The following is a 24220-nucleotide window of genomic DNA, read 5'->3' as shown; positions in this document are numbered from 1 at the left end:
CACGGAAAGGCAGGTGGCGGCAGTGCCCAGGACGACGGACGGGGACGGGACGCCCGTGCCGCAGCGGCTCCTCGCCGCCGCCACCCGGCTCTTCGCCGAGCAGGGATACGACCGCACCTCCGTGCAGGAGATCGTGGAGGCGGCCGGCGTCACCAAGGGGGCGCTGTACCACTACTTCGGCTCCAAGGACGACCTGCTCCAGGAGGTGTACGCGCGCGTGCTGCGCGTCCAGCAGGAGCGGCTGGACCACTTCGCCGAGATGGACGCGCCGGTGGACAAGCGGCTCAGGGACGCTGCGGCCGACGTGGTCGTCACGACCATCGAGAACCTCGACGACGCGATGATCTTCTTCCGGTCCATGCACCACCTGAGCCCGGAGCGCAACAAGCAGGTCCGCGCCGAGCGCCGGCGCTACCACGAGCGTTTCCGCGCGCTGGTGGAGGAGGGCCAGAAGGCGGGCGTCTTCTCCACCGCGACCCCCGCCGACCTGATCGTGGACTACCACTTCGGCTCCGTCCACCACCTGTCCACGTGGTACCGCCCCGACGGCCCCATGACACCCCAGCAGGTCGCCGACCACCTCGCCGACCTGCTGCTGCGGGCCCTGCGCCCGTAGGGGGTGAGACACCCCCCACGGGTGTCACCGACACCGCGTGCCCGGTGCCGGCCGCGGCAGCCGCCTAGTCGATGATCTCCCTGAAGAACAGCACGGCCGAGGCGGCCGTGCCGCAGCCCACGCTCACCGCCACCGGCCACACGTTGCCGGCCAGCGACGCCAGGACGGTGGCGCCGATGCCGGCCAGCGCGGCCAGCAGGAACACGATGGCGGCGCGCTGGGTGAGCAGCGGCTCGTTCCGCTCGGGGCCCTGCCGGCCGGACCGGGACACCCGGGCGTTCCTCACCGGTCGTCGCGGGCCCCGGCGGCCACCGGGTCCCGGTGACGGGCGCGCCCGCCGTCGTCCTGCGACCAGCCGTCCCGCTCCGTCAGCCGCCAGGGGTCCTGCGCGGGACGGAGGAGCGTGAACTCGACGCCGCCGTCCGCGCCGGTCCGGACCCCGTGCACGGCGGGCTCCGGCAGGCTGTTGTAGTGGAACGGCGTCGAGAAGTAGTAGGCGCCGGTGTCCGGGACCACCACGAGGTCGCCCGGTTCGAGCGGCGGCAGCGCACGGTCACGGGCGAGCAGGTCGCCGGCGAAGCAGGCGGGACCCGCGACGTCCTGGCGCACCGGCCGGCCCCGCTTGGCCGTCCCGTGCCGGTCGTAGGCCTCGATCCGCACGGGCCAGGCGTCCGGGGCGAACACGGTCCGGGTGGCGACCTGGACCCCGGCGTGGGTCACGGCGATCGGCCGGCCCCCCGCGCTCTTGGTGTACTCGACGTACGCCGCCAGGAAGCCGTTCTTCGCGAGGAGGGAGCGGCCGAACTCCGTGACGACCGCGTACCGGCCCTCGAACAGCCCCGGGGCGTGCGCCCTCAGCTGTTCGACGTACTCCGCGAACGTCGGCGCGACCTCGTCGTCGGCGAAGTTGACGGGGAGCCCGCCGCCCACGTCGATCCCCTCGACCCTGCCCTCCCCGAACGCCGCCGTCACCTGGTCGGCGAACTCCACCGCCTGGGCCACCCCGCGGGCCATCAGGTCCAGCGGACAGCCCTGCGAGCCGGTGTGGGTGTGCACCCAGGTCAGCCACGGGTACGTCGCGAACGCCCGCATCAGCCGCTCCCGGTTGCCCGGATCGGCCAGCGCGACACCGAACTTCGAGGTGTTCGTCGCGGTGCTCATCGCGGCGATGGCACCACCGCCGACCTGGCAGTTCAGCCGCACCCCGAGCCGTGAGGCCGAGGGCCGGTCCGCCAGCAGCCGGCCGATCCGCTCCAGCTCCTGGAAGCTGTCGGCGTTGACGGCCACCCCGAGGGCCAGCGCCCGCTCCAGGTCCGCCCGGGTCTTGGCGGGGGAGTCGTAGACGATCCGGTCGGCCGGGAAACCGGCCGCCAGCGCCCGGGCCAGCTCGCCCGGGGTGGCGACCTCGCAGCCCAGGCCGTGCCGGCCCAGCTCCCTCAGGACGGGCACGAGGCAGTTGGCCTTCGCGGCGAACGTGTGCAGCACGCCGCGCGTCCCGGGGGAGCCGGGAAAGGCGTCGTGCAGGTCCGAGGCCGTGGCCCGCACCGCGTCGAAGTCGACGAAGCCGGCCAGCAGCGACCGTTCCGGGTCCAGCAGCCCCTGCCGCACGGCCTGCTGCAGGACATGTTCGCGCCGCGCGGCGGCGAGGGGCACAGCGGTCATGGTGAACCTTCCGGTGTCGGTGCGGCGCGTCCGGGGCCGATTCCCCGGGCGCCGGTCCCAGGCTGCTCGCCGTGCACCGCCGCCGTCATCGTCGGTTCCGCAAAGCCGCACCCCCCGCGACGGCGGCCGGCCGGGCGGCCGGCGACCGCGGGCCCGTGCCGTTGTGCACGGCGACGGAAACGGCGCCCCGCCCTGGTGCGGGCGCACGAACCAGGCGGCCGGCGGGCCCGTCACCGTCCGGGGCCCGCGCCCCGTTCCGGGTGCGCTAGGCGCAGCTGGAGCTGCGCCAGCAGACGGGCGTCCGGGCTGCCGAGATCGAGGCCCGAGACCGCGGTGATCCGGCCGAGCCGGTAGCGCAGGCTGTTGGGGTGGACCGAGAGGCTGCGCGCGGCCGCGGACACGTCGCCGAAGTGGTCGAGATAGGCGCGCAGGGACTCCACGAGGCGGCCGCCGCCGTGCTCGGCGTCGGCCTCGGCCAGCCGCGCCACCGAGGTCCCCGGCGGCAGGCGCAGGTCGCGCAGGGCCTCCAGCACCTGGAGGACGCCGATCGTGTCGGCCACGTCCTCGACCCGCGCGACGGAGCGCTCCCGCCCGGTCCGCGCGAGCGCCCGCAGGGCCTGCTCGGCGGTGCGGCGCGACTCGGCGGCCGCCGCCAGCGCCGGGACCACCTCGCCCAGCCCCGCCCGCACGGGCACGCCCGTCGTGGCCGACAGGCGCGCGGTCAGCGACGTACCGAGCTTCGTCACCTGCTCCCGGGCCCGGTCCGGGTCCTGCTCCAGCGCGCTCACCAGCACCAGGGCCCGGCCGCCCGCCGGTACGACCACGATCCGGTGGCCCAGCGCCGCACAGTGCAGGGTGAGCAGGCCGTACAGCCTGGACGAGGCGTCGGACGGGACCTCCTCGGCCGCGCCCGCCGAGGTGCCGACCGCCAGCACCGCGCACGGCTCCCGCGCCGGCAGCGCCGCCCGCGCGGCCAGCACCTCGGCGGAACCGCGCTCGTCCAGCAGTGCCCGCGCCGCGTCCTCCACCAGCCGGCTGTCCGCGCCGCGCGTGCGGTGGTGCAGCAGGTGCGCGGCGGCCTCCCGGGACGCCGCGCGCAGGGCCTCGGACGCGTTCGGCGACAGCGGCCGGCCGCCGACCGAGGCCACCCAGACGGAGCCCAGCAGCTCGCCGCCGGCGCGGACGGCGCACACGAGGCGCTCCGGGTCCTCGCCCTGGGCCCGCCGGTGCAGCACGTCGTCCGCCGTCCACAGGGCGCGGAAGAACCCGGCCTCCCGCATGGCGGCCACCCGCCAGGGCGGCACGCGCCGCCCGAGGATGGTCAGCCGGCGCAGCTCGTCCACGTTCTCCTCGGTCGAGGAGTACGCCAGCACCCGGGACTCGGTGTCCTCGATGGTGACCGAACCGCCGACCAGGGCGGCCACCGCGTCGGCGAGCCCGTCCAGGTCTCCCAGGGCCGGCCCCCGCGCGGCCGGTAACGGTACGACGCCCGCCGCGGCCAGCCCGGCGCGCAGCACCACCACCAGCTCGTCCCACCGGTACCACGTGCGGAAGAGCACCGCCGTACCGGTCTCCCCGGCGGCCGCCCGCAGGGCACCGGCGGCCCCTCCGGGGCGTTCGGGACCGAAGACCACCCCGGCGGCCCGGGCCGCACCGGCCCGGCGCACGACGTCCACGGCCCGCGCCGACCCGGCGGTGACCCCGATCGCGAGCACCAGCTCCCCCGGCCGGATCCCGGGGTCCTGTTCGTCCAGCACGGTGACGCCGCCGACGGGCACCGCCAGCCCGCCGGGGGCCGTGTCCAGTTCGAGGGCCCCCGGGCCCACCACCGACAACAGGTGCTCCAGGGTCACCCTGGACTCCGGGGCCGGGCTCCACCCCGGCCGGTCCCGCGGATCGGTCACGCTTCCCCCCTCGACGCGCCGCCGGCCGCAGCGCCACGGCTTCCGGAAGAGGTACGACACCACAGACCGGGGCGTGCCCTCAACAGCCCCCGGCGCGCGGAGGGTTCGTGCTCAGAGGTACTTCTTCAGCTCCCGGCGGGCCAGCGACCGCTGGTGCACCTCGTCCGGGCCGTCGGCCAGCATCAGGGTGCGGGCGCTGGCGTACAGCTCGGCCAGCGGGAAGTCCTGGCTGACCCCGCCCGCCCCGTGCAGCTGGATCGCGCGGTCCAGGATGCCCACGACCGCGCGCGGCGTCGCGATCTTGATGGCCTGGATCTCCGTGTGGGCGCCCTTGTTGCCGACGGTGTCCATCAGCCAGGCCGTCTTCAGCACCAGCAGCCGCAGCTGCTCGACGGTGACCCGGGCGTCGGCGATCCAGTTCTGCACCACGCCCTGCTGGGCCAGCGCCTTGCCGAACGCGGTACGGCTCACCGCGCGCCGGCACATCAGCTCGATCGCCCGCTCGGCCATGCCGATCAGCCGCATGCAGTGGTGGATCCGGCCGGGGCCGAGCCGGGCCTGGGCGATGGCGAAGCCGCCGCCCTCCTCGCCGATCAGGTTCGACACCGGCACCCGCGCGTGGTCGAAGACCACCTCGGCGTGGCCGCCGTGGGAGTGGTCCTCGTAACCGAACACCTGCATGGCGCGCCGGACGGTGACGCCCGGGGTGTCGCGCGGGACCAGCACCATGGACTGCTGGCGGCGGATGTCCGGGCCGTCCGGGTCCGTCTTGCCCATCACGATGAAGACCGCGCAGTCGGGGTTCATCGCCCCGGAGATGTACCACTTGCGCCCGGTGATGACGTACTCGTCGCCGTCCCGCTCGATGTGCGTGGTGATGTTGGTGGCGTCGGAGGAGGCCACCTCCGGCTCGGTCATCGCGAACGCCGAGCGGATCTCGCCGGCCAGCAGCGGCTCCAGCCACTGCTTCTTCTGCTCCGCGGTGGCGAACTGCGCCAGCACCTCCATGTTCCCGGTGTCGGGCGCGGCACAGTTGGTCGCGGTGGGCGCGAGGTGTGGGGAGCGGCCGGTGATCTCGGCGAGCGGCGCGTACTGGAGGTTGGTCAGGCCGGCGCCGTACTCGGTGTCGGGCAGGAAGAGGTTCCACAGCCCCTGCCGGCGCGCTTCGGCCTTCAGCTCGACCACCACCGCCGGCGTGTCCCACGGGGAGGCCAGCCGGGCCCGCTGCTCCTCGGCGACCGCCTCGGCCGGGTAGACGTGCTCGTCCATGAAGGCGAGGAGCCTGGCGCGCAGCTCCTCGGTGCGCGCGTCGAACGCGAAGTCCATGCCGGTCAGCCTTCCTGGAGAGTGGTCAGTCCGTGGTGGATGAAGACGGGAACGAGGTCGCCGATGCGGTCGAAGCCGCGGCCGACCGTCTGGCCGAGCGTGTACCGGTAGTGGATGCCCTCCAGGATCACGGCGAGCTTGAACCAGGCGAACGCCGTGTACCAGGAGACGGCCGAGACGTCCCGCCCCGAGCGCTGCGCGTACCGTTCGATCAGCTCGTGCGGGGTCGGGTGTCCCGGGGCCTCGGCGGTGGTGGAGACCGGGGAGCCGGGCATGCCGAGCGGCCGGCTGTACATCACCAGCAGCCCCAGGTCGGTGAGCGGGTCGCCGAGCGTCGACATCTCCCAGTCCAAAACCGCCTTGATCCGGTCGTCGTCGCCGATCAGGACGTTGTCCAGCCGGTAGTCGCCGTGCACGACGGTGGGCGCGGGGGAGGCGGGCAGGGCCCTGCCGAGAGCCGCGTGCAGTTCCTCGATGCCGGGCAGTTCGCGGTTGCGGGAGGCGGCCAGCTGCTTGCCCCAGCGGCGCAGCTGCCGGTCCAGGAAGCCCTCCGGGCGGCCGAAGTCGGCGAGGCCCACCTCGGCAGGGTCCACCGCGTGCAGGTCGACCAGCGTGTCCACCAGGGACAGCACCGCGTCACGGGTGCGCTGCTCGCCCAGCGGGGCGAGCTGGTCCGCGGTGCGGTACGGCGTTCCCTCGACGAACTCCATGACGTAGAACGGCGCCCCCAGCACCTCCTCGTCCTCGCACAGCAGTACCGGGCGGGGGACGGGCACGTCGGTCGGGTGCAGCGCGCTGATCACCCGGTGCTCGCGCTTCATGTCGTGCGCGGTGGCCAGCACGTGGCCGAGCGGCGGCCGCCGCACCACCCACTTCGAGGTGCCGTCGGAGAGCGTGTACGTGAGGTTCGACCGGCCGCCCTCGATCAGCCGGCCGGTCAGGGGACCGTGCACCAGACCGGGGCGCTCGCGGTCCAGCAGGGCGCGCAGCCGGTCCAGGTCGAGGCCGGGCGGATGGTCGGCGCTCATACATCACTCCTACCAACGGGTGAATAACGACGGACTCATGATGCCGACCGGTCGGTATGTCGTCCAGTGGGTAGGCCGAGATCGCCCCGAACGTGACCGGAGCCACGATAGGCCGACGGCTCCCCGGTGCGCTGCCCGGTGAGCCGTCGGCTTGTCCTTCCGCAGGCCGTTGGCCGTGCGGGGCGGTGGTCGCGCGCGGTCAGTGGTCGTCCCAGTGGTCCCCGTGCTCGGCGTGCCGGTGGCCGCCGTGCAGATAGTCCACGTGGTCGCCGTGGGGCACCTGCGCGTGCCCGCACTCGTCGTGGTGGACGTGCTCGTGGCCCCGGTGGACGGCGTGGCCGGCCGGCTCGCACTCGTCCCAGTGCCCCGAGTGCTCCTTGTGCAGGTGGCCGTCGTGGACGTAGTCGAGGTGATCGCCGTGCGGCACGGCGTTGTGCCCGCAGCCCGGACCGTGGCGGTGCGTCCCGTGCTCTGCGTGTTCCTGGTGAAGGGTGGTCATGGTGCTCACCTTCGAGGCGTACGGGGGCTGACGACCGGCAGACTGCCACGCGGGGGCGGCAGGCCGGGCCATCCCGGTTGCGTGGCGCACGAGTACCCCGCGGGGCCGGGGGCATGAAGGGCGTCGGCCGAGCCGCGACGGCGGACGCGGGGTACCGGAGTACGGGGTACCGGAGTACGGCGCGCTCCGCGACCCGGAGACGGGCCCCGGCCGGGTACCCGGCGAGAACGCCGGCCGGACCGCGCCCGGCTAGATCACCAGCACGGTCGCGCACACCGCCAGGGCCACCGCGTACACCACCGCCGCCGTCGCCTGCCGGGCGGCGAGCGCGGGCGGGCGGGGCGTCGTGGCGAGGGCACGGATGCGCCGGTGGGCCACCCGCAGCAGGCCCAGCCACAGGCCGCAGCAGAGCGCGCCCGCGACGATCCCGGGGGCGGACGCGCCACCGTGCAGCGCCGCCTTCACCGCGAGGACGGCGGCCACGGCCGCGGACAGCGTCGTCCGCCGCCAGGCCAGCCGGGTCCGCTCGGGCTGCAACCCAGGATCCCGGCCTTGGTTTTCCCCGCCCTCCCGGCCCTGGTTTTTCCCGCCCTCCCGGCCCTGGTTTTCCCCGCCCTCCCGGCCCGGCTCCTCCTGCCCCGGCTCCTCCCGGCCCCGCTCCTCCCCGCCGTCCCCGCCGTGGTCCCGCGGATCCCCTTCCCTGCGGCCGCCGTCAGCGGAGGTCACTCCTCCCACCCGACCAGCACCACCACGACCATCGCCACGGCCACCACCGCCACGACCAGGCTGAGCAGCGCGGGGAACCGGGACGCGGGCAGGTCCTCGCCCCGCCGCATCGCCCGCTCGCAGCGCACCCAGTGGTTCACCGCGCGCAGGGAGCAGAGGACACCGGCGGCGAGCAGCGCGAGCGCGAGGCCGACCCGCCACGCCCAGCGCAGGTCCGGCAGGAACTGGTCCACCGCGAATCCGCCGCCGATCAGCGCGAGCGCGGTGCGCAGCCAGGCGAGGAACGTGCGCTCGTTGGCCAGGGAGAACCGGTAGTCGGGCGTGCCGCCCTCGTCCCGCACCCGCTCCGGCGCGAACCACAGCCGGATGTTCCGTACGAATTCGCTCACGCGGCCGACCCTACCCGGCGGTCAGCGGCCCGCCCGGAACGCCCGCAGCCGCTCGTACGCCGCCAGCCCGTCCGGTACCCACTCCCACGCGCCGAGCCGCCGCTCGACCTCCTCCTCGGGCAGGAAGGCGTGCCACTCGACCTCCTCGGCCTGCGGCCGTACGGGCAGCTCGCAGCGCACCTCGTACACCGCCGACCACCAGCTGTTCCCGGCGCCGTCGTCGTACAGGAACTTGAAGAGGTACTCCGGCCGGGGCAGCCCGCTCACGCCCAGCTCCTCCTCGGCCTCCCGCAGCGCCGCCGCGTCGTAGGACTCGCCGGATGCGACGACCCCGCCGACGAACATGTCGTACAGGGAGGGGTACACCAGCTTGGTCGCCGTACGCCGGTGCACGAAGAGCCGGCCGGCCGCGTCCCGGGCCTGGACGAAGACGCAGCGGTGGCGCAGCCCCCGGGCGTACGCCTCGCCACGCGGGTACCGGCCGACGACCCGGTCGTGCTCGTCGACGATGTCGAGTATCTCGTCCGCAGGGTTCATGCCCGTATTAAACAGAGGGCGCCACGCATCCCGGGGCGCGCGGCCCCGCATCCCGGGGCGCGCGGCCCGGCATCCCGGGGCGCACGGCCCGGAAAGCCGTGGCATAGGCCACGGGAAAATTCCGCCGACCGGGTCCGGCGCGGCCCGGCTCACCTGCGGCGAAGCCCGAAGTACCGTGCGGAGCCGGGAAGTTGAAGCCGGCAGCACCCATGTTCCGCTTGACGCGACCGTTGGCTGGGGGTTTGCTGTGCGTGATCGGTCGATGGCAGCCCGAGAACAGGAAGCCCAAGCGGTGCCCCCTTCCCCGCCCCTGCTCGGCGCTCGCCGGGCCCTCACGGACCCGTCCGGCGCGACCGCCCGGGACGACTCCGGTGCCTTCGACGCCGCCCTCGACGACGCGGAGCTGCGCACCGCCCGGGCCGCGCTGGCCCAGGGCCGCCGGCAGTCCGCCCGCTCCCTGCTGGTGCACACCGGAGACGACTGGGACCGTCGCGGCCACCGCCTCACCGTCCTCGCCCAGGACCCCTACGCCGCCGCCTGGGCGAACGACTGGCTGGCCGCCGAGCCCGGCTCCGCGGACGCCGCCGCGCTGTCGGCCCTGGCCCGGGTCCACCGCGCCCTGCGCGGCAAGGAGGACCCCGACCAGGCCCGCGAGGCATGCGACACGGCCGCCGCGCTCGCCCCGGGCGACCCCACCCCGTGGCTCGGCCGGCTGCTGCTCGCCCGCGCCCTCGGCCCGGAGCACGAGCTGCTCGGCGTCTTCGCCGAACTGCGCCACCGCCACCGCGAGCACCACCACGCCCACCACCTGCTGATCGCGCGACTCGCCGAACGGCCCGGGAGCGGCCGGGCCGAGGCCCACGAGGTGTACGACCTCGCCGAACTGGCCGCGGCCGAGGCCCCCGCCGACTCCCCGCTGGCCATCCTGCCGGTCGTCGCCTACGCCGAGCGCTACCGGGTCCTCGCCGCCACCGGTCCGGCCCCGGCCGACCCGGCCGCCTCCGGGCACTGGTCCGGCCCCCGCGCCCGGCGCATCCTGCGCGCCTGTTTCGACTGGTGGCTGGAGTGGGAGCACGACGAGCACCCGCGCCGCCACATCGACCTCAACCACCTCGCGTTCGCCCTGTCCTGCGCGGGCCGCCCGGCGGAGGCCGCCGCGCTGTTCCAGCGCATCGGCGCGCATCCCACCCCGGCCCCCTGGTGCCACGCGTACCGCGACCCCCTGGCGGCCTTCCACGCGGCCCGCGCCCGGGCGCTCGGACGGTGAGCGGTCCGGCGTCGGCGACGTACCCGGGAAGGCGGTCGTGACGGACCCCGGCCGCCGGCCCCGGACCCGGCGCGGAAGTCTTTTCGGACCCCGGCCGCCGGCCCCGGACCCGGCGCGGAAGTCCTTTCGTAACCCGCCGCCGGCTCCATACCCGGTGCGGAAGTCCTTACGGAACCCTGACCACCGACCCGGGGCCCTGGCCCCGCACGGCCCCGAGTGCTCGAATGAACGCGTGAACCCTGAACCATCCGAGGACCAGCGACCCGAGCCGGACGGCCGGCCGATCGGCCGCCGCGTCTTCCTCGGCACCCTCGGCCTGGGCGCCCTCGGGGTGGCCGCGGCGCCCGTGCTGCAGCGGGGCCTCGAAGGCTTCCTCGGCGGCGTCGCGGGCAAGGACCCGACCGGTCTGACCGGTCTGCTGCCGAACGGCGGCGGCTTCCGCTACTACTCCGTCGCCGCCTCGGTCCCGCACCGGACGGCCGCGGACTACCGCCTGACCGTCGACGGCCTGGTCGACCACCCGCGCGCCTACACCCTCGCCGAGCTGCGCGCCCTGCCGCAGACCCGGCTGGTCAGGGACGTCCAGTGCGTCACGGGCTGGCGGGTGCCCGGCACCCCCTTCGAGGGGGTACGCCTCTCCCGGCTGCTCGACGCGGCCGGTGTCCGCCCCTCCGCCAAGGCCCTCCGCTTCACCTGCTTCGACGGCACCTACACCGAGAGCCTCACCCTCGGCCAGGCCCGTCGCCCGGACGTCATGGTCGCCCTGCGGATGCAGGACGAGGACATCGGCCACGACCACGGCGGCCCGGCACGCCTCTACGTCGCCCCCATGTACTTCTACAAGTCGGCCAAGTGGCTCTCCGGCATCACGGTCACCGACCGGGTGGCACCCGGCTACTGGGAGGAGCGGGGATACGCCGTGGACGCCTGGGTCGGCCGCTCGAACGGACGGACCGATGACCCTACGAGCTGAGGCCCCCGCCCCGCCGAGCGCCCGCGTCCGGCGTTTCACCCGGGCCGAGCGCTGGGTGCACCGGGCGACGGCCGCGCTGATGGGCGTGTGCGTGGTGACCGCGGCCGTCCTCTACATCCCTCAGCTGGCTGTCCTGGCCGGCCGCCGGGCGCTGGTCGTCCGCGTCCACGAGTGCGCGGGCCTCCTCCTGCCGGTGCCGGTCCTGCTGGGCCTGGCCTCCCGCGCCTTCCGCGCCGACCTGCGCTTCCTCAACCGCTTCGGGCCGCACGACCGGGTCTGGCTGCGCGCGGCCCTGCGGCGCGACCGACGCCACGGCTCCCGCCCCGCCGGCAAGTTCAACGCCGGTCAGAAGATCTACGCCGCCTGGATCGCCGGGGCGGCCCTGGTCATGCTCGGCACGGGCCTGATGATGTGGTTCACCCACCTCACCCCGCTGATGTGGCGGACCTCGGCGACCTTCGTCCACGACTGGCTGTCCCTGACGATCGGCGTCGTCCTGGCGGGCCACATCGGCATGGCCCTGGGCGACCCGGAGGCCCGCAGGGGACTGCGCACGGGCCTGGTCGGCGAGGACTGGGCGGAACGGGAGCACCCCTTGTGGCGCCCCTGACGGGAGCACCCGCAATGGCGCCCCTGACGGGAGCACCCACAATGGCGCCCCTGACGGAAGTTGGCCCCCGCGCGGCCTGCCGTCCCGGGACCGGCGGGCCGACGACGCCGTGGAGGACGCCGACGCGGGGTACCCGGAAGTTACGCCCGCGCGGGAAAAAAGGGAAGACCCCCGGACGCGACGCCGGGGCCGGCCGCCGTCGGGTCCGTGACGGACCGTCGGGCGGCCGGCCCCGGCGCCGACCGGGCCGGACCCGCCGGCCAGGGCAGGCGTGGGCCGCCGGGGCCCGGTCGGCGGGTGACGCGTCCCCGTACCCCTAGATGATCAGGGAGAGCAGCAGGACCAGGCCGCCCGCGACCACCGAGATGATCGTCTCCATCACCGACCAGGTCTTCACGGTCTGCCCGACGCTCAGCCCGAAGTACTCCTTCACCAGCCAGAAACCGGCGTCGTTGACATGGCTGAAGAAGAGCGAGCCCGCGCCGATCGCGAGGACGAGGAGTGCCGCGTGCGTGGTCGACATGTCGGCCGCGAGCGGCGCGACCAGGCCGGCCGCCGAGACCGTCGCCACCGTCGCCGAACCGGTCGCCAGCCGGATCGCCACCGCGATCAGCCAGGCCAGCAGCAGCGCCGGGATCGACCAGTCCTTGGAGACGTCCAGGATCATCTGGCCCACACCGGAGTCGATCAGCGTCTGCTTGAAGCCGCCGCCCGCACCGACGATCAGCAGGATGCCGGCGATGGGCATGAGGCCCTTCTCGACGGTCTGCTGGAGACGGTCCCTGGTGAAGCCGGCGGGCCGGCCCAGCGTGAAGAAACCGACGAGCACGGCGGCGAGCAGCGCGATCAGCGGGGAGCCGACGACGTCGAAGACGCGCTGGGTGGTGTCCGCGGGGTCGTCGACGACGATCTCGACCAGCGCCTTGGCCAGCATCAGCACCACCGGCAGCAGCACCGTGGCGAGCGTCGCGCCGAAGCCCGGACGGCGCTCCAGCTCCTCCGAGGCGCGCTGCGGCAGCATCCGGTCGGGTGCCGGGACGTCCACCCAGCGGGCCGCGACCTTGGAGAACAGCGGGCCGGCGATGATCACCGTCGGTATGGCGACCAGGATGCCGAGCGCGAGGGTCACACCGAGGTTGGCCCCCACCGCGTCGATCGCGACCAGCGGGCCGGGGTGCGGCGGGATCAGGCCGTGCATCACGGACAGACCGGCGAGCGCCGGGACGCCGATGCGCATCAGGGAGTAGTTGCCGCGCTTGGCGACCATCAGGACGACCGGGATCAGCAGCACGATGCCGACCTCGAAGAACAGCGGCAGACCGATCACCGAGGCGATCAGCACCATCGCCCAGGGCATCGCCCGGCCGCCCGCCTTGGCCAGGATCGTGTCGACGATCTCGTCGGCGCCGCCGGAGTCGGCGAGCAGCTTGCCCAGGATCGCCCCGAGCGCGATCAGGACGCCGACGCCGGCCACGGTGGAACCGAGCCCGGTGGTGAAGCTGGTGATGGCCTTGTCCAGCGGTGCGCCGGCCACCGCCCCGAGCGCGAGCGACCCGATGGTCAGCGCCAGGAAGGCGTGGAGCTTGAACTTGGTGATGAGCAGGACGATGACGGCGATGCCCACCAGGACGGCGATGCCCAGCTGGGCGTGTCCGGCGGAGGTGATCGGCGGAGGTGCGTCCGCTGCCAGCATCTCGACGCTGAGTCTGGTCACGGGGGTTCCCTTGCGGTGACGGGGGACTGTTTCGGGGGTGCTACGCGGATGCGGTGGGAAGAGCGTCCAGCGCCTGCACGGCGCGCTCGGTGATCTCCTGGGGGCTGCCCGCGACGTCCACGGCCACACCCGCCTCGTCCGGCTCCAGCGGCTGGAGCGTGGCGAACTGGGAGTCCAGCAGCGCGGTCGGCATGAAATGACCCTGCCGCTGCGACATCCGGTCCTCGATCAACCGCCGGTCGCCCGTGAGGTGCAGGAACACGATCCCGGGGGCCACCGCCCGGAGCCGGTCGCGGTAGGACCGCTTCAGCGCCGAGCTGCTGACCACCCCGCCCAGTCCGGCCCGGCCGTGCGCCCAGTGCCCGATGGCTTCGAGCCACGGCCACCGGTCGGTGTCGTCGAGCGGGATCCCGGCCGACATCTTGTCGATGTTGGCCTGCGGGTGGAAGTCGTCGCCCTCGGCGTACGGGACGCCCAGCCGCGCGGCGAGCAGAGGACCGATCGTGGTCTTGCCCGTCCCCGCGACGCCCATCACGACGACGACCTGGGGGGTTCGCATCACTGCCTCGCTGTCTTCCTCGACATCCGACGCCACTTCGGCGTCGCCACACTGAAACCCATTAGGTACGACTAATTCAAGAGTCTGTGACATATAAGTCTGACTTTTTGGCTCTGTGATCCACGCCGTACGCTGAGTGCATGACCACACCGGGCCGGGGGCTGCACGGCCGTGTTCTGGACACCCTCGGCCCCGCGATCACAGCCGGCGAGTACCCGCCGGGCAGCGTTCTGCGGACGGACGAGCTCGCGCAGCACTTCGAGGTCTCGCGCTCCGTGATGCGCGAGGCGGTCCGGGTGCTGGAGTCCATGCACCTCGTCGAGTCCCGCCGCCGGGTGGGCGTCACCGTCCGCCCCAAGGCCGAGTGGAACGTCTACGACCCGCAGGTCATCCGCTGGCGCCTGGCCGGCGCCGACCGCCCGCACCAGCTGCGCTCGCTCACCGTGCTGCGCTCCGCGGTCGAACCCGTCGCGGCCGGCCTCGCCGCACAGCACGCCACGGCGGAGCAGTGCGCGGAACTCACCGAGTGCGCGCTCGGCATGGTGGCCAACTCACGCGGCCACCGGCTGGAGCAGTACCTGATCCACGACGTCGCCTTCCACCGGGTCGTCCTCACCGCCTCCGGCAACGAGATGTTCGCCCGCCTCGGCGACGTCGTCGCCGAGGTACTGGCCGGCCGCACCCACCACGAGGTCATGTTCGAGGACCCCGACCCCGCCGCCGTCACCCTGCATGTGCGGGTCGCCGAGGCCGTCCGCGCGGGCGACGCGGCCCGCGCGGAGGAACTGACCCGCGAGATCACCGTGGGCGCGCTGCGCGAGCTGGACGTCCTGGCGCCCTGACACTCCGGGCGCCGGACGGGCCGGGCGCCGGACGGGCCGGGCGCCGGACGGGCCGGGCGCCGGACGGGCCGGGCGCCAGGCGGGTCGGGCGTCAGGTGTCAGGCGGGTCGGGCGTCAACTGTCAGGCTCGTCGGGCGTCGGGTGTCAGTCCAGGAACTCCCCGTCCACGTACACCCACGCTCCCGCCACCCGCTCGAACCGGCTGCGCTCGTGCAGCGCACCGCCCCGGTAGGAGGCACGGAAGGTCACCGTCCCCGTGGTGTGGAAGGCCGACCCGTCGGTGGTGTCCAGGATCTCCAGTCCCGTCCACCTCATCCGCGGGTCGAGCTCCAGCCGCCCGGGCCGGGTCCCAGGGTGCCAGGTGCGCAGCAGGTACTCCGCGTCCCCCTTCACGAACGCGCTGTACCGCGAGCGCATCAGCAGCTCCGCGGTCGGCGCGCCCGCGGCGCCCGCGTGGAAACGGCCGCAGCAGGCGTCGTAGGGCCGGGGAAGTCCACAGGGGCAGGTACGCGAGGTCATGGCCCACATTCTGCCCGCACAGGGGAGGCGTCCGCCGGTGGCGGGGTGCACAGTGGAAGTGCCGGACCGGTGCACCGAGCCGGGCCCCGGCGCAGGGAGGCGAGACGGACGATGACCCGACCCGTGAGCAGCCGGCCTCCGGCCGTGAAGGAGTGGCGGCTGAACCTGTACCTGTCCGAGCACGATCCGGACACCACGGCCCGGATCATCCTGGACACCGGCGACAACGTCATGGAGAGCCACGCGGAGGCCCGCCGGAACCCCTACGACCGGGCCATGCCGGAGATCGGCGACGAACTCGCCGCCGGCCGCGCCCTCATCGCCATGGGCCGCATGCTGCTGCGCGCCGCCGACGGCGACATGAAGGCGACGGGGGCGGCCGACACCGACGGTCCGGCGCCGCTCTGGCTGCCCCGGGAATGACGGGGTGGCACCGTGCTCTTCAGCGACCGGACCGAAGCGGGACGCCGGCTGGGCGCCCGCCTGGAATACCTGCGCGGCCAGGACGTGGTGGTCCTCGGCCTGCCGCGCGGCGGAGTGCCCGTCGCCGTCGAGGTCGCCGAGGCGCTCGACGCCCCGCTCGACGTGTGCCTGGTACGCAAACTCGGCGTGCCGTACCAGCCGGAACTGGGCATGGGCGCGATCGGCGAGGACGGCGTACGCGTGATCAACGAGCAGGTGCTGCGGGGGACCGGCAGTACCGAGGCGGACCTCGCCCGGGTCGAGGAGCACGAGCGCCGGGTGCTCCAGGACCGGGCCGCCCGCTACCGCGGCGAGGCACCCCCCGTCTCCGTCGCCGGCCGGACCGCCCTGGTGGTGGACGACGGCGTGGCCACCGGCTCCACCGCGCGGGCCGCCTGCCGCATCGCCCGGGCCCGGGGCGCCGCCCGCATCGTGCTCGCGGTCCCCGTGGCACCGCGGGACTTCGCCCGGCGACTGGCCGGTGACGCCGACGACCTGGTCTGCCTGGACACCCCCTGGGCCTTCTCCGCCGTCGGCCAGTTCTACGCCGACTTCACCCAGGTCGGCGACGAGGAGGTCACCGCCTGCCTGCGCCGGGCCGCGAGCCACTACCGGCACACCGCCGGCGCCGCGGCCACCGACCGCGAGGTGACGGTGCCGGCCGGCACCGTACGGCTCGGCGGGCGGCTCACCCTGCCCGACGGCGCCACCGGCGTCGTCGCCTTCGCCCACGGCAGTGGCAGCGGCCGGCACAGCCCGCGCAACCGGATCGTGGCCGAGGGCCTGCACCGGGCCGGCCTCGGCACCCTGCTGTTCGACCTGCTCACCGACGAGGAGGAGCACGACCGGGAGAACGTCTTCGACATCGGCCTGCTGGCCGGCCGGCTGCTGGACGCCACCCGCTGGCTGCGCGACGAACCGGACGCCGAGGGGCTCGCCGTCGGCTACTTCGGCGCCAGCACCGGCGCGGCCGCCGCCCTGTGGGCCGCCGCCGACCCCGAGGCGCGGCCCGCCGCGATCGTCTCCCGCGGCGGTCGGCCCGACCTCGCCGGACCCCGGCTGCCCGCGGTGACCGCCCCCACCCTGCTCGTCGTGGGCGGCGCCGACCCGGTGGTCCTGGAGCTCAACCGGGAGGCACAGGCCCGCCTGCGGTGCGAGAGCCGGCTGGAGGTCGTCCCCGGTGCCACCCACCTCTTCGAGGAACCGGGCACGCTGGACCGGGTGACCGACGCGGCCCGCGACTGGTTCACGGACCACATGGCCCCCGCGCACGTCTAGGCACCGCCGTGGCCGGGGACACCGTCACCCTGTTCCTCGCCGGCGACGTCATGCTCGGCCGGGGCGTCGACCAGATCCTCCCGCACCCCGGGGACCCGGCCCTCCGGGAGGACTACGTGCACGACGCCCGGGACTACGTCGCCCTGGCCGAGGCCGCGAGCGGGCCGATACCCCGCCCCGTGCCCCCCGCCTGGCCCTGGGGCGAGGCACTGCCCGTCCTGGACCGGGCCGCGCCGGACGTGCGGGTGATCAACCTGGAGACCACCGTCACCGGGGACGGCGACTTCGCCCCCGGCAAGGGCGTCCACTACCGCATGCACCCCGCCAACCTGCCCTGCCTCACCGCAGCCCGCCCCGACGTCTGCGTCCTCGCCAACAACCACGTGCTCGACTTCGGCCCGCTCGGCCTCCTGGAGACGCTGGACCACCTCGCCGCGGCCGCGCTGCGCACCGCCGGAGCGGGCCGCGACGCGGTCACCGCCTGGCGCCCGGCCACCGTCCGACTGCCGCGCGGCGGCCGCCTCCTGGTCTTCGCCTTCGGCATGCCGTCCAGCGGCATCCCGCACAGCTGGGCCGGCACCGCCGGACGGCCCGGCGTGGCCCTCGTCCCCGCCCCGACCGAGGCCGCCGCGCGGGACTTCGCCGACCGCCTGCGGCAGCTGGAGCGGCCGGGAGACCTCGTCGTCGCCTCCGTCCACTGGGGCCCCAACTGGGGCTACACCGTCACGCGCGGCGAGGTCCGCTTCGCCCACGCCCTCGTCGACGCGGGCGTCGACGTCGTCCACGGCCACTCCTCGCACCATCCGCGCCCGCCGGAGGTCTACCGGGACCGACTCGTGCTGTACGGCTGCGGCGACCTCGTCGACGACTACGAGGGCATCGGCGGCTACGAGCGCTACCGCGACGACCTGCGGCTGCTGTACCTGGCCTCCCTGGAGCGCGGCACCGGCCGGCTGACCGGCCTGCGCATGGTCCCCCTCCGGGCGCGCCGGATGCGCCTGGAGCGCGCGTCGGAGGCGGACACCGCCTGGCTGCGCACCATCCTGGACGGGCACGCCCGCGCCTTCGGCACCCGGGTCGAGCACGCGGACGACGGCACCCTCACGGCCCGCCCACTGCGCACCGGCGCGCCCCGGTGAGCACGCGCCCCGGTGCGCACGTGCCGCGCCCCGGTGCGCACGCGCCCTCGTCCGGTGAGGACACGGCAGGATCCGTGGGGTACGCGGCGCGCTCGGCGGGCGCGCGCAGCGACCCGGCGGGCACGCGGCGCGGTCCGTGGGCACGCGGCGCGGTCCGGTGGGCACGCGGCGCGGTCCGGTGGGCACGAGCGGCGGCCCGGTGAGCGCGCGGTCTCAGCCCCGGCCGCCCTTGCGCAGGAACCGGCGCAGCCGGGTGAGCGGCCACGTGTTGATCACATCGTCCCGGGTGAGCCAGCCGCGCTGCGCGGTCCCGACCCCGTAGCGCAGCACGCCCAGGTGCGGCACGGAGTGCGCGTCGCTGTTCACGGCGAACCGCACCCCGTGCTCCCTGGCCCGCAGGATGTCCTCGTCGCACAGGTCCAGCCGGTCCGGCTGGGCGTTGACCTCCAACGCGGTGCCGGTGCGCGCGCACGCCGCGAACACCTCGTCCCAGTCCGCGTCCACCCCCGGCCGCCTGCCGATCAGCCGGGCCGTCGGGTGCCCGATGATGTTGACGTACGGATGCTCGCAGGCCCGGACCAGCCGGCGCGTCATCGCCGCCCGGCCCAGGTCGAAGTGGGAGTGCAGCGAGGCCACGCACAGGTCGAAGCCGGCCAGGAACTCCTCGGGCCAGTCGACCCCGCCGTCCGGCCCGATGTTCAGCTCCGTGCCGTGCAGCAGCCGCATCCGGCCCCGGGCGCCGTCCAGCTCCCGCAGCCGCTCCCGCTGGGCGAGCATCTTCTCGTCCGTCATGCGCTGCATGTACAGGTCGGGCGCGTGGTCGGTGACCGCGTAGTACGCGTAACCGCGCCCGGCGGCCGCCTCCACCATCGTCTCCAGCGGGGCCAGACCGTCCGTGAGGTCGGTGTGCGTGTGCAGATCGCCGCGGATGTCCCGCTCGGTCACCACCCGGGGCAGCTCCCCGTGCAGCGCCGCCTCGATCTCCCCGCGGTCCTCGCGCAGCGCCGGCGGTATCCACGGCAGGCCCAGCCGCGCGTACACCTCCTCCTCGGTGCGGGACGCGACCGACTCCCCGCTCCCGGTGTCGAACACGCCGTACTCCGAGAGCTTCAGCCCCAGGTGCACGGCGATGGTCCGGGTACGGATGTTGTGCGCCTTGGAGCCGGTGAAGTACTGCATCGCCGCACCCCACGACCGCGGCGGCACCACCCGCAGGTCGACCTGGAGCCCCCTGGCCGTGCGCACCGACGTCTTCTTCGCGCCCCGCGCGATCACCTCCGCGGTGACCGGCAGCCCGCACAGCGCGTCCATGAACGGTTCCGAGTGCTCCGCCGCGACCAGCACGTCCAGATCCCCGACGGTCTCCCGCATGCGGCGCAGCGAACCGGCGTACGCGCAGCGCGTGCCGCCCCTCACCCCGGACAGCTCGGCGACGATCCCCTCGGCGGTGTCCAGCGCCGTCGACAGCGGTACCCGGGTGCCCGCCCGCCGGAGCAGCTCGATGCCGTGCCGGATGTTCTCCTGCGTCTTCTCGCCGAAGCCCTTCAGATCGGCCAGCGCGTCCGCCTCGATGGCCGCGGCCAGCTCGCCCACCGACGAGATGTGCAGGTCCTCGTAGAGCCGCAGGGCCTTCTTCGGGCCCAGGGTCGGGATGGTGATCAGCTCGCGCACCCCGGCGGGGATCTTCGCGCGGCGCTCCTCGACCACCGCCATCTTCCCCGTGCGCAGGTACTCGGCCACCTTCTCGGCGATCGACCGGCCCACGTTCGGGATCTCCCGCAACCCCTCCGGGCCGAGCGTGGAGACGTCGGCCGGGTACCCGCCGATCGCCCGCGCCGCCTTCTCGTAGGCGCGCGCCTTGAAGGCGTCGCCTCCGGTGATCGCGATGAGGTCGGCGTACTCCTGGAGGAGCGCCTCGACCTCGTCGTTGGGCCGGGCCACCCGTCAAGTCTAGGAAGCCGCGCGGAGGCACGCGAAAGGCCCCTGCTGAGCGCAGGGGCCTTGCTGGTGTCCGAGGGGGGACTTGAACCCCCACGCCCGATAAAGGGCACTAGCACCTCAAGCTAGCGCGTCTGCCATTCCGCCACCCGGACCAGGTGTCTGTCGTGCGGGGTTTCCCTTTCGGCGGGGTTTCCCTCGCGGCGACGAAGGAAACATTACCAGGCTTTCCGGGGTGGCCGATCACCCCCCGTCCCGGGGCCGGCCCGGCGTGAACGGCGTGTGTCGGGCCGGTACCGCCCTTGGGCCCCGGGCCGGGCCGGGGAGAGGATGAGGGGAACCACCAGCAGTGACAGCGGGAGGAAGCAGCGTGAGCGAGACGGGCACGGCCGGGAGCGTCACCGGCGAGGACGAGGTCGTGGACCTCTGCCGCGAGCTGATCCGGTTCGACACCAGCAACTACGGCGACCACTCAGGGCCCGGCGAGCGCAAGGCCGCCGAGTGGGTCGCCGAAAAGCTCGCCGAGGTCGGGCTGGAACCGAAGATCTACGAGTCGCATCCGGGCCGCGCCTCCACGGTCGCCCGGATCGCGGGCGAGGACCCGTCCCGGCCCGCCCTGCTGATCCACGGCCACCTCGACGTCGTACCGGCCAACGCCGTCGACTGGACCCACCACCCCTTCTCCGGCGAGATCGCCGACGGGTGCGTGTGGGGGCGCGGAGCCGTCGACATGAAGGACATGGACGCGATGACCCTCGCGGTCGTCCGCGACCGGCTGCGCAGCGGACGCCGGCCGCCGCGCGACATCGTGGTCGCCTTCCTCGCCGACGAGGAGGCGGGCGGCACCTACGGCGCCCGCCACCTGGTCGACAACCACCCCGAGCTGTTCGAGGGCGTCACCGAGGCGATCAGCGAGGTCGGCGGCTTCTCCTTCACCGTCGACGAGCAGCGGCGGCTCTACCTCATCCAGACGGCCGAGAAGGGCATGCACTGGATGAAGCTGACCGTGGCCGGGACCGCCGGGCACGGCTCGATGATCCACCGCGACAACGCCATCACCGAGCTGTCCGAGGCCGTCGCCCGGGTGGGGCGGCACAAATTCCCGGTGCGGGTCACCAAGACCACCCGGGCCTTCCTCGACGAACTGGGCGACGCGCTCGGCACCGAGCTGGACCCGGAGGACATGGAGTCCACCCTCGCCAAGCTCGGCGGCATCGCCAAGCTGATCGGCGCGACTCTCAGCAACACCGCCAACCCCACGCAGCTGAACGCCGGCTACAAGGTCAACGTCATTCCCGGCGAGGCCACCGCCCACATCGACGGGCGGTTCCTGCCCGGTCACGAGGAGGAGTTCCTCGCCGACCTCGACCGGCTCCTCGGCCCGCGGGTCCGCCGCGAGGACGTCCACTCCGACAAGGCGCTGGAGACCGGCTTCGACGGACCCCTGGTGCAGGCCATGCAGTCCGCGCTGCTCGCCGAGGACCCGACCGCCAAGGCGATCCCGTACATGCTCTCCGGCGGCACCGACGCCAAGTCCTTCGACGACCTCGGCATCCGCGGCTTCGGCTTCGCCCCGCTGAAGCTGCCGCCGGAGCTGGACTTCGCCGGCATGTTCCACGGCGTGGACGAGCGGGTGCCGGTGGACGGGCTCCAGTTCGGCGTCCGGGTGCTGGACCGCTTCATCGACGCGTCCTGACGCCGTGTTCTCAGCCGATCGGTAGCTAATCGGTGTGTTCTCAGCCGATCGGTAGCTAATCGGTCGGTCGTACGAGATCAACTGAGAAGGGTGAATCCGACCATAAGCTCGTAGCTCCATTACTCCCTCCTCGTTACAGGTGATGCGATCCCGCACCTTGGGACCGCATTGCCAACAAGGAGGAAGAATGATCAAGAAGGTCGTCGCTGCCGCAGTCGCCACCGGTGGACTGGTTCTCGCGGGCGCGGGTCTTGCCGTCGCCGACGCCGGTGCCCAGGGTGCCGCCGTGGGCTCCCCGGGTGTCGTCTCCGGCAACGTCGTCCAGGTGCCCGTGCACGTTCCGGTGAACGTCTGCGGCAACACCATCAACGTGATCGGGCTCCTGAACCCCGCCTTCGGCAACGCCTGCATCAACAAGTGACGCCGGCTCCCCTAGGGGGGCGTCTTTTTGCGAGCCGTCGGCCCCGGGGCGCGCGCCATGCGCTCCGGGGCCGACCGGCCTCTCGGGAAACGAAGGCATGGAAGGCAGGGGGGAATCAGCATGCGACAGGGCACCCGTAAGGGCCTGATGACCATGGCCGCGGCGACCGGCGTGATCGCCGCCGCGGGCGGCTACGCACACGCCGACGCGGGCGCGGCCGGTGCCGCCGGCGGCTCACCCGGCGTACTGTCCGGCAACACGGTGCAGGCACCGGTGCACGCGCCGGTCAACATCTGCGGCAACACCGTGAACGTCGTCGGGCTCCTCAACCCGTCGGTGGGCAACAAATGCGCCAATCACGGGGGCGCTCCCGGCGGCCACTCCGGCTCCGGCGGCTCGCACGCGGGCGGCCACACCGGAGGCTCGCCGGGCGTCGGCTCCGGCAACACCGTGCAGGTGCCGGTCGACGTCCCGGTGAACGTGTGCGGGAACAGCGTCGACGTCCTCGGGGCCGGCAACGCCACCACGGGCAACGACTGCGCCAACGGCGGCGGGCACCACGGCCGGCCGCCGGGCGGCGACCACGGCAACCCGCCCGGGAAGCCGAGCCACCCCGGCAAGCCGGGCGACCCCGGGCACCCGGGTCACCCCGGGAAGCCTGGCCACCCGGGCGAGCCCGGGCACCCGGGCCACCCCGGTGGGGACGGTCGGCCCGATCACTCCGGTCACGGCCGCGCGGGGGAGCCCGGCCGCACCGGTACGGGCACCCCGGGCACCGGGACCGGCGCGGCGGACCACGGCGCGTCCCAGGTCAGGGCCCAGGCGGGCCGCTCCGCCCAGCCTCCGGCCGGCGCCCAGCTCGCGCACACGGGAAGTGAGATGCCGCTCGGCATCGCGCTGCCGGTCGGCGCGGGCGCGCTGCTCGCCGGCACGGTGCTCTACCGCAAGGCGCGGGCCGCGGCCTGACGCCGGCGAGTGCGGCTGCCGTACCCGCCCCGGGAGGGGAGTGCGGCTGCCGTACCCGCTCGGGGACGGGAGTACGGCGGCCGTACCCGCCCCGGGACGGGAGTGCGGCCGCCGCACCGCCGGAAACGGTGGGGACGGCCGCCGTTGCCGCCCGGAAAACGGGGCGGGCCCTGCCATGCCGGCGGGGCCCGCTCCGTTCAGTCGTCCTGCGTCACCACGTGGCTCGTACCTGGCGGATGATCCGCCGGCGCAACCGCACCTTGCGGCTGCCGTCGCGCAGCAGGCTCAGTCGGTCCAACTCCCAGTGTCCGTACTCGGCATGGTCCGTCAGCAGACGTGTGGCGTCCTTGCGGGAGACCCCGCGAGGTACGTACACGTCGACAAATTCGTATTCCGGCATCGCATCTATTGTGCGGGCTGGTGCCCGGTACGGATAGCGTCTGCACTATGTCTGATGCTGCGCAGCCCACCGCTGCCGAGGTACGCGCCGCCGCCGAGGCGGTCAAGACCGCGCTCGACCGTCATCTGGCCGCGGTCGAACGCAGGTCGGGGGAGGACGACCCGGCCGTATCCGAGGCGTTCAACCAGCTGGCCGCGGCCGCCGAGGCGTACGACGAGCTGCTCTACGACCGCCATGACGAGGTCACCCCCTTCGAGATCCCCGCCGCGCCGGACGCCCTGCCGCCGTACGGGGGCCCGGAGGAACCGAACGCCATCAGTGTGCTGATCCGCCGCGACTACACCGTGGCGGAGCCCCAGCGGCTGCTGGCCCAGGCCCGGCGGGTCGAGGCGGCGGAGTACGACGACGGCGCGGACGACGAGGATGCCGCCGGGACGGTCCCGCAGGCGCTGGGCATCCTCTTCGGCGAGTTCGAACCGGACGAGATCGCCTCCCGGCACAAGGAGTTCGGCCTGGAGGAGGGCGATTCCACGCTGTGGGTCACCGCGGCGGAGGAGCCGCCCGAGGCCGGGGAGTGGCTGGAGGCGCCGTTCGAGCACATCGATCCGCAAGGGGTGGTGTGCCGGTTCGACGTGAGCGCGCTCTTCGACGACGACGTCTCCGACGGTGCGGACGGGGACGAGGAGGACCTCGAGTTCGTCGAGGACGACGAGGAGGAACTGGAGCCGCTCGACGCCGAGAAGTGACGG

General features: G+C 74.0%; 26 protein-coding genes and 1 tRNA gene. 12 read left to right on the top strand and 15 right to left on the bottom strand.

Features of this window, described 5'->3' with window-relative positions; all coding sequences use genetic code 11:
* Positions 1-22: 22 nt before the first annotated feature.
* Positions 23-616, top strand: a complete 594-nt coding sequence (locus tag ABZ576_RS24225; RefSeq protein ID WP_360744483.1) for a TetR/AcrR family transcriptional regulator — start codon at positions 23-25, stop codon at positions 614-616.
* Between the two features lie 64 nt (positions 617-680).
* Here ABZ576_RS24225 and ABZ576_RS24220 read toward each other — a convergent pair whose 3' ends face one another.
* The 9 genes from ABZ576_RS24220 to ABZ576_RS24180 form a co-directional block, all read right to left on the bottom strand.
* Entirely contained in the window at positions 681-887 is a 207-nt protein-coding gene (locus ABZ576_RS24220) for a hypothetical protein (RefSeq protein WP_360744480.1), read from the bottom strand.
* Positions 888-898: 11 nt separating this feature from the next.
* Positions 899-2278 carry a diaminopimelate decarboxylase gene (locus tag ABZ576_RS24215; RefSeq protein ID WP_360744477.1) on the bottom strand — a complete coding sequence of 460 codons (1380 nt, stop codon included), beginning with the start codon at positions 2276-2278 and terminating at the stop codon, positions 899-901.
* A 230-nt stretch (positions 2279-2508) separates the two neighbouring features.
* Positions 2509-4182 (bottom strand): helix-turn-helix domain-containing protein, encoded by a 1674-nt coding sequence (locus ABZ576_RS24210; RefSeq protein ID WP_360744474.1) that lies wholly within the window; start codon positions 4180-4182, stop codon positions 2509-2511.
* Positions 4183-4293: 111 nt separating this feature from the next.
* On the bottom strand, positions 4294-5508 hold the full coding sequence (locus tag ABZ576_RS24205) for an acyl-CoA dehydrogenase family protein (protein ID WP_360744471.1): 1215 nt from the start codon (positions 5506-5508) through the stop codon (positions 4294-4296).
* Between the two features lie 5 nt (positions 5509-5513).
* The gene (locus ABZ576_RS24200) at positions 5514-6536 is read right to left on the bottom strand and encodes a phosphotransferase family protein (protein WP_360744468.1); all 1023 of its coding nucleotides are present in this window, start codon (positions 6534-6536) and stop codon (positions 5514-5516) included.
* 199 nt (positions 6537-6735) lie between these two features.
* Positions 6736-7035, bottom strand: coding sequence for a hypothetical protein (locus tag ABZ576_RS24195; RefSeq protein WP_360744465.1), 300 nt, complete (start codon positions 7033-7035; stop codon positions 6736-6738).
* A gap of 249 nt (positions 7036-7284) precedes the next feature.
* Positions 7285-7572, bottom strand: a complete 288-nt coding sequence (locus ABZ576_RS24190) for a DUF202 domain-containing protein (protein ID WP_360744772.1) — start codon at positions 7570-7572, stop codon at positions 7285-7287.
* A 185-nt stretch (positions 7573-7757) separates the two neighbouring features.
* Complete coding sequence (locus ABZ576_RS24185) at positions 7758-8150, bottom strand: DUF202 domain-containing protein (protein WP_360744462.1); 393 nt, start codon at positions 8148-8150, stop codon at positions 7758-7760.
* A gap of 21 nt (positions 8151-8171) precedes the next feature.
* Positions 8172-8687, bottom strand: a complete 516-nt coding sequence (locus ABZ576_RS24180) for an NUDIX domain-containing protein (RefSeq protein ID WP_360744459.1) — start codon at positions 8685-8687, stop codon at positions 8172-8174.
* Between the two features lie 292 nt (positions 8688-8979).
* On the opposite strand from ABZ576_RS24180, the gene ABZ576_RS24175 reads away from it, so the two are divergent.
* The 3 genes from ABZ576_RS24175 to ABZ576_RS24165 all read left to right on the top strand — a co-directional run bounded on the left by ABZ576_RS24175 (position 8980) and on the right by ABZ576_RS24165 (position 11537).
* Complete coding sequence (locus ABZ576_RS24175; protein ID WP_360744456.1) at positions 8980-9954, top strand: hypothetical protein; 975 nt, start codon at positions 8980-8982, stop codon at positions 9952-9954.
* A 232-nt stretch (positions 9955-10186) separates the two neighbouring features.
* On the top strand, positions 10187-10927 hold the full coding sequence (locus ABZ576_RS24170) for a molybdopterin-dependent oxidoreductase (protein WP_360744452.1): 741 nt from the start codon (positions 10187-10189) through the stop codon (positions 10925-10927).
* Complete coding sequence (locus ABZ576_RS24165) at positions 10911-11537, top strand: cytochrome b/b6 domain-containing protein (protein ID WP_360744449.1); 627 nt, start codon at positions 10911-10913, stop codon at positions 11535-11537. Before ABZ576_RS24170 ends, ABZ576_RS24165 begins: the two co-directional genes overlap by 17 nt.
* 316 nt (positions 11538-11853) lie before the next feature.
* Here ABZ576_RS24165 and ABZ576_RS24160 read toward each other — a convergent pair whose 3' ends face one another.
* Both ABZ576_RS24160 and ABZ576_RS24155 read right to left on the bottom strand, forming a co-directional pair.
* Positions 11854-13251: a gluconate:H+ symporter gene (locus tag ABZ576_RS24160; protein WP_360744446.1), complete on the bottom strand. Its 1398-nt coding sequence runs from the start codon at positions 13249-13251 to the stop codon at positions 11854-11856.
* Between the two features lie 40 nt (positions 13252-13291).
* The gene (locus tag ABZ576_RS24155) at positions 13292-13810 is read right to left on the bottom strand and encodes a gluconokinase (protein ID WP_360744443.1); all 519 of its coding nucleotides are present in this window, start codon (positions 13808-13810) and stop codon (positions 13292-13294) included.
* A gap of 140 nt (positions 13811-13950) precedes the next feature.
* On the opposite strand from ABZ576_RS24155, the gene ABZ576_RS24150 reads away from it, so the two are divergent.
* Positions 13951-14652, top strand: coding sequence for a FadR/GntR family transcriptional regulator (locus ABZ576_RS24150; protein WP_360744440.1), 702 nt, complete (start codon positions 13951-13953; stop codon positions 14650-14652).
* Between the two features lie 144 nt (positions 14653-14796).
* Here the strand turns inward: ABZ576_RS24150 and ABZ576_RS24145 are convergent, their stop codons facing one another.
* Complete coding sequence (locus ABZ576_RS24145) at positions 14797-15171, bottom strand: YchJ family protein (RefSeq protein ID WP_360744437.1); 375 nt, start codon at positions 15169-15171, stop codon at positions 14797-14799.
* Between the two features lie 111 nt (positions 15172-15282).
* On the opposite strand from ABZ576_RS24145, the gene ABZ576_RS24140 reads away from it, so the two are divergent.
* The 3 genes from ABZ576_RS24140 to ABZ576_RS24130 are packed head-to-tail and all read left to right on the top strand — an operon-like array spanning position 15283 to position 18050.
* A complete protein-coding gene (locus ABZ576_RS24140; RefSeq protein WP_360744434.1) occupies positions 15283-15594 on the top strand; it encodes a dsRBD fold-containing protein in 312 nt (103 codons plus the stop codon).
* Positions 15595-15606: 12 nt separating this feature from the next.
* Positions 15607-16911, top strand: a complete 1305-nt coding sequence (locus ABZ576_RS24135; RefSeq protein WP_360744431.1) for a phosphoribosyltransferase family protein — start codon at positions 15607-15609, stop codon at positions 16909-16911.
* Between the two features lie 8 nt (positions 16912-16919).
* Positions 16920-18050, top strand: coding sequence for a CapA family protein (locus ABZ576_RS24130; protein ID WP_360744428.1), 1131 nt, complete (start codon positions 16920-16922; stop codon positions 18048-18050).
* Between the two features lie 213 nt (positions 18051-18263).
* Here the strand turns inward: ABZ576_RS24130 and polX are convergent, their stop codons facing one another.
* The gene (polX, locus tag ABZ576_RS24125) at positions 18264-19991 is read right to left on the bottom strand and encodes a DNA polymerase/3'-5' exonuclease PolX (protein WP_360744425.1); all 1728 of its coding nucleotides are present in this window, start codon (positions 19989-19991) and stop codon (positions 18264-18266) included.
* A gap of 64 nt (positions 19992-20055) precedes the next feature.
* Positions 20056-20143: transfer RNA gene (locus ABZ576_RS24120), tRNA-Leu, on the bottom strand.
* Between the two features lie 215 nt (positions 20144-20358).
* On the opposite strand from ABZ576_RS24120, the gene ABZ576_RS24115 reads away from it, so the two are divergent.
* From ABZ576_RS24115 to ABZ576_RS24105, 3 genes are all read left to right on the top strand, one after another.
* Complete coding sequence (locus ABZ576_RS24115; RefSeq protein ID WP_360744422.1) at positions 20359-21684, top strand: M20/M25/M40 family metallo-hydrolase; 1326 nt, start codon at positions 20359-20361, stop codon at positions 21682-21684.
* A 187-nt stretch (positions 21685-21871) separates the two neighbouring features.
* Entirely contained in the window at positions 21872-22105 is a 234-nt protein-coding gene (chpH, locus tag ABZ576_RS24110) for a chaplin ChpH (RefSeq protein WP_360744419.1), read from the top strand.
* Between the two features lie 120 nt (positions 22106-22225).
* Positions 22226-23071 carry a chaplin gene (locus tag ABZ576_RS24105; RefSeq protein WP_360744416.1) on the top strand — a complete coding sequence of 282 codons (846 nt, stop codon included), beginning with the start codon at positions 22226-22228 and terminating at the stop codon, positions 23069-23071.
* Between the two features lie 211 nt (positions 23072-23282).
* On the opposite strand, the gene ABZ576_RS24100 is transcribed toward ABZ576_RS24105, so the two are convergent.
* Positions 23283-23471 carry a DUF5703 family protein gene (locus ABZ576_RS24100; RefSeq protein WP_030053310.1) on the bottom strand — a complete coding sequence of 63 codons (189 nt, stop codon included), beginning with the start codon at positions 23469-23471 and terminating at the stop codon, positions 23283-23285.
* 47 nt (positions 23472-23518) lie between these two features.
* Here ABZ576_RS24100 and ABZ576_RS24095 point away from each other — a divergent pair, with 47 nt between their 5' ends.
* Entirely contained in the window at positions 23519-24217 is a 699-nt protein-coding gene (locus tag ABZ576_RS24095) for a hypothetical protein (RefSeq protein ID WP_360744413.1), read from the top strand.
* The last annotated feature ends 3 nt before the right edge of the window (positions 24218-24220 follow it).

The organism is Streptomyces sp. NPDC013455 (assembly GCF_040632975.1).
Lineage (GTDB): Bacteria > Actinomycetota > Actinomycetes > Streptomycetales > Streptomycetaceae > Streptomyces.
This window is presented reverse-complemented; position numbering and strand designations above follow the sequence as displayed.

Bases quoted from the DNA above. Each gene is read 5' to 3' on its own strand.
- ABZ576_RS24215 (WP_360744477.1), bottom strand. From the start codon at position 2,278: ATGACCGCTGTGCCCCTCGCCGCCGCGCGGCGCGAACATGTCCTGCAG.
- ABZ576_RS24205 (WP_360744471.1), bottom strand. From the start codon at position 5,508: ATGGACTTCGCGTTCGACGCGCGCACCGAGGAGCTGCGCGCCAGGCTC.
- ABZ576_RS24200 (WP_360744468.1), bottom strand. From the start codon at position 6,536: ATGAGCGCCGACCATCCGCCCGGCCTCGACCTGGACCGGCTGCGCGCC.
- ABZ576_RS24195 (WP_360744465.1), bottom strand. From the start codon at position 7,035: ATGACCACCCTTCACCAGGAACACGCAGAGCACGGGACGCACCGCCAC.
- ABZ576_RS24180 (WP_360744459.1), bottom strand. From the start codon at position 8,687: ATGAACCCTGCGGACGAGATACTCGACATCGTCGACGAGCACGACCGG.
- ABZ576_RS24165 (WP_360744449.1), top strand. From the start codon at position 10,911: ATGACCCTACGAGCTGAGGCCCCCGCCCCGCCGAGCGCCCGCGTCCGG.
- ABZ576_RS24155 (WP_360744443.1), bottom strand. From the start codon at position 13,810: ATGCGAACCCCCCAGGTCGTCGTCGTGATGGGCGTCGCGGGGACGGGC.
- ABZ576_RS24150 (WP_360744440.1), top strand. From the start codon at position 13,951: ATGACCACACCGGGCCGGGGGCTGCACGGCCGTGTTCTGGACACCCTC.
- ABZ576_RS24145 (WP_360744437.1), bottom strand. From the start codon at position 15,171: ATGACCTCGCGTACCTGCCCCTGTGGACTTCCCCGGCCCTACGACGCC.
- ABZ576_RS24140 (WP_360744434.1), top strand. From the start codon at position 15,283: ATGACCCGACCCGTGAGCAGCCGGCCTCCGGCCGTGAAGGAGTGGCGG.
- chpH (WP_360744419.1), top strand. From the start codon at position 21,872: ATGATCAAGAAGGTCGTCGCTGCCGCAGTCGCCACCGGTGGACTGGTT.
- ABZ576_RS24105 (WP_360744416.1), top strand. From the start codon at position 22,226: ATGCGACAGGGCACCCGTAAGGGCCTGATGACCATGGCCGCGGCGACC.
- ABZ576_RS24100 (WP_030053310.1), bottom strand. From the start codon at position 23,471: ATGCCGGAATACGAATTTGTCGACGTGTACGTACCTCGCGGGGTCTCC.
- ABZ576_RS24095 (WP_360744413.1), top strand. From the start codon at position 23,519: ATGTCTGATGCTGCGCAGCCCACCGCTGCCGAGGTACGCGCCGCCGCC.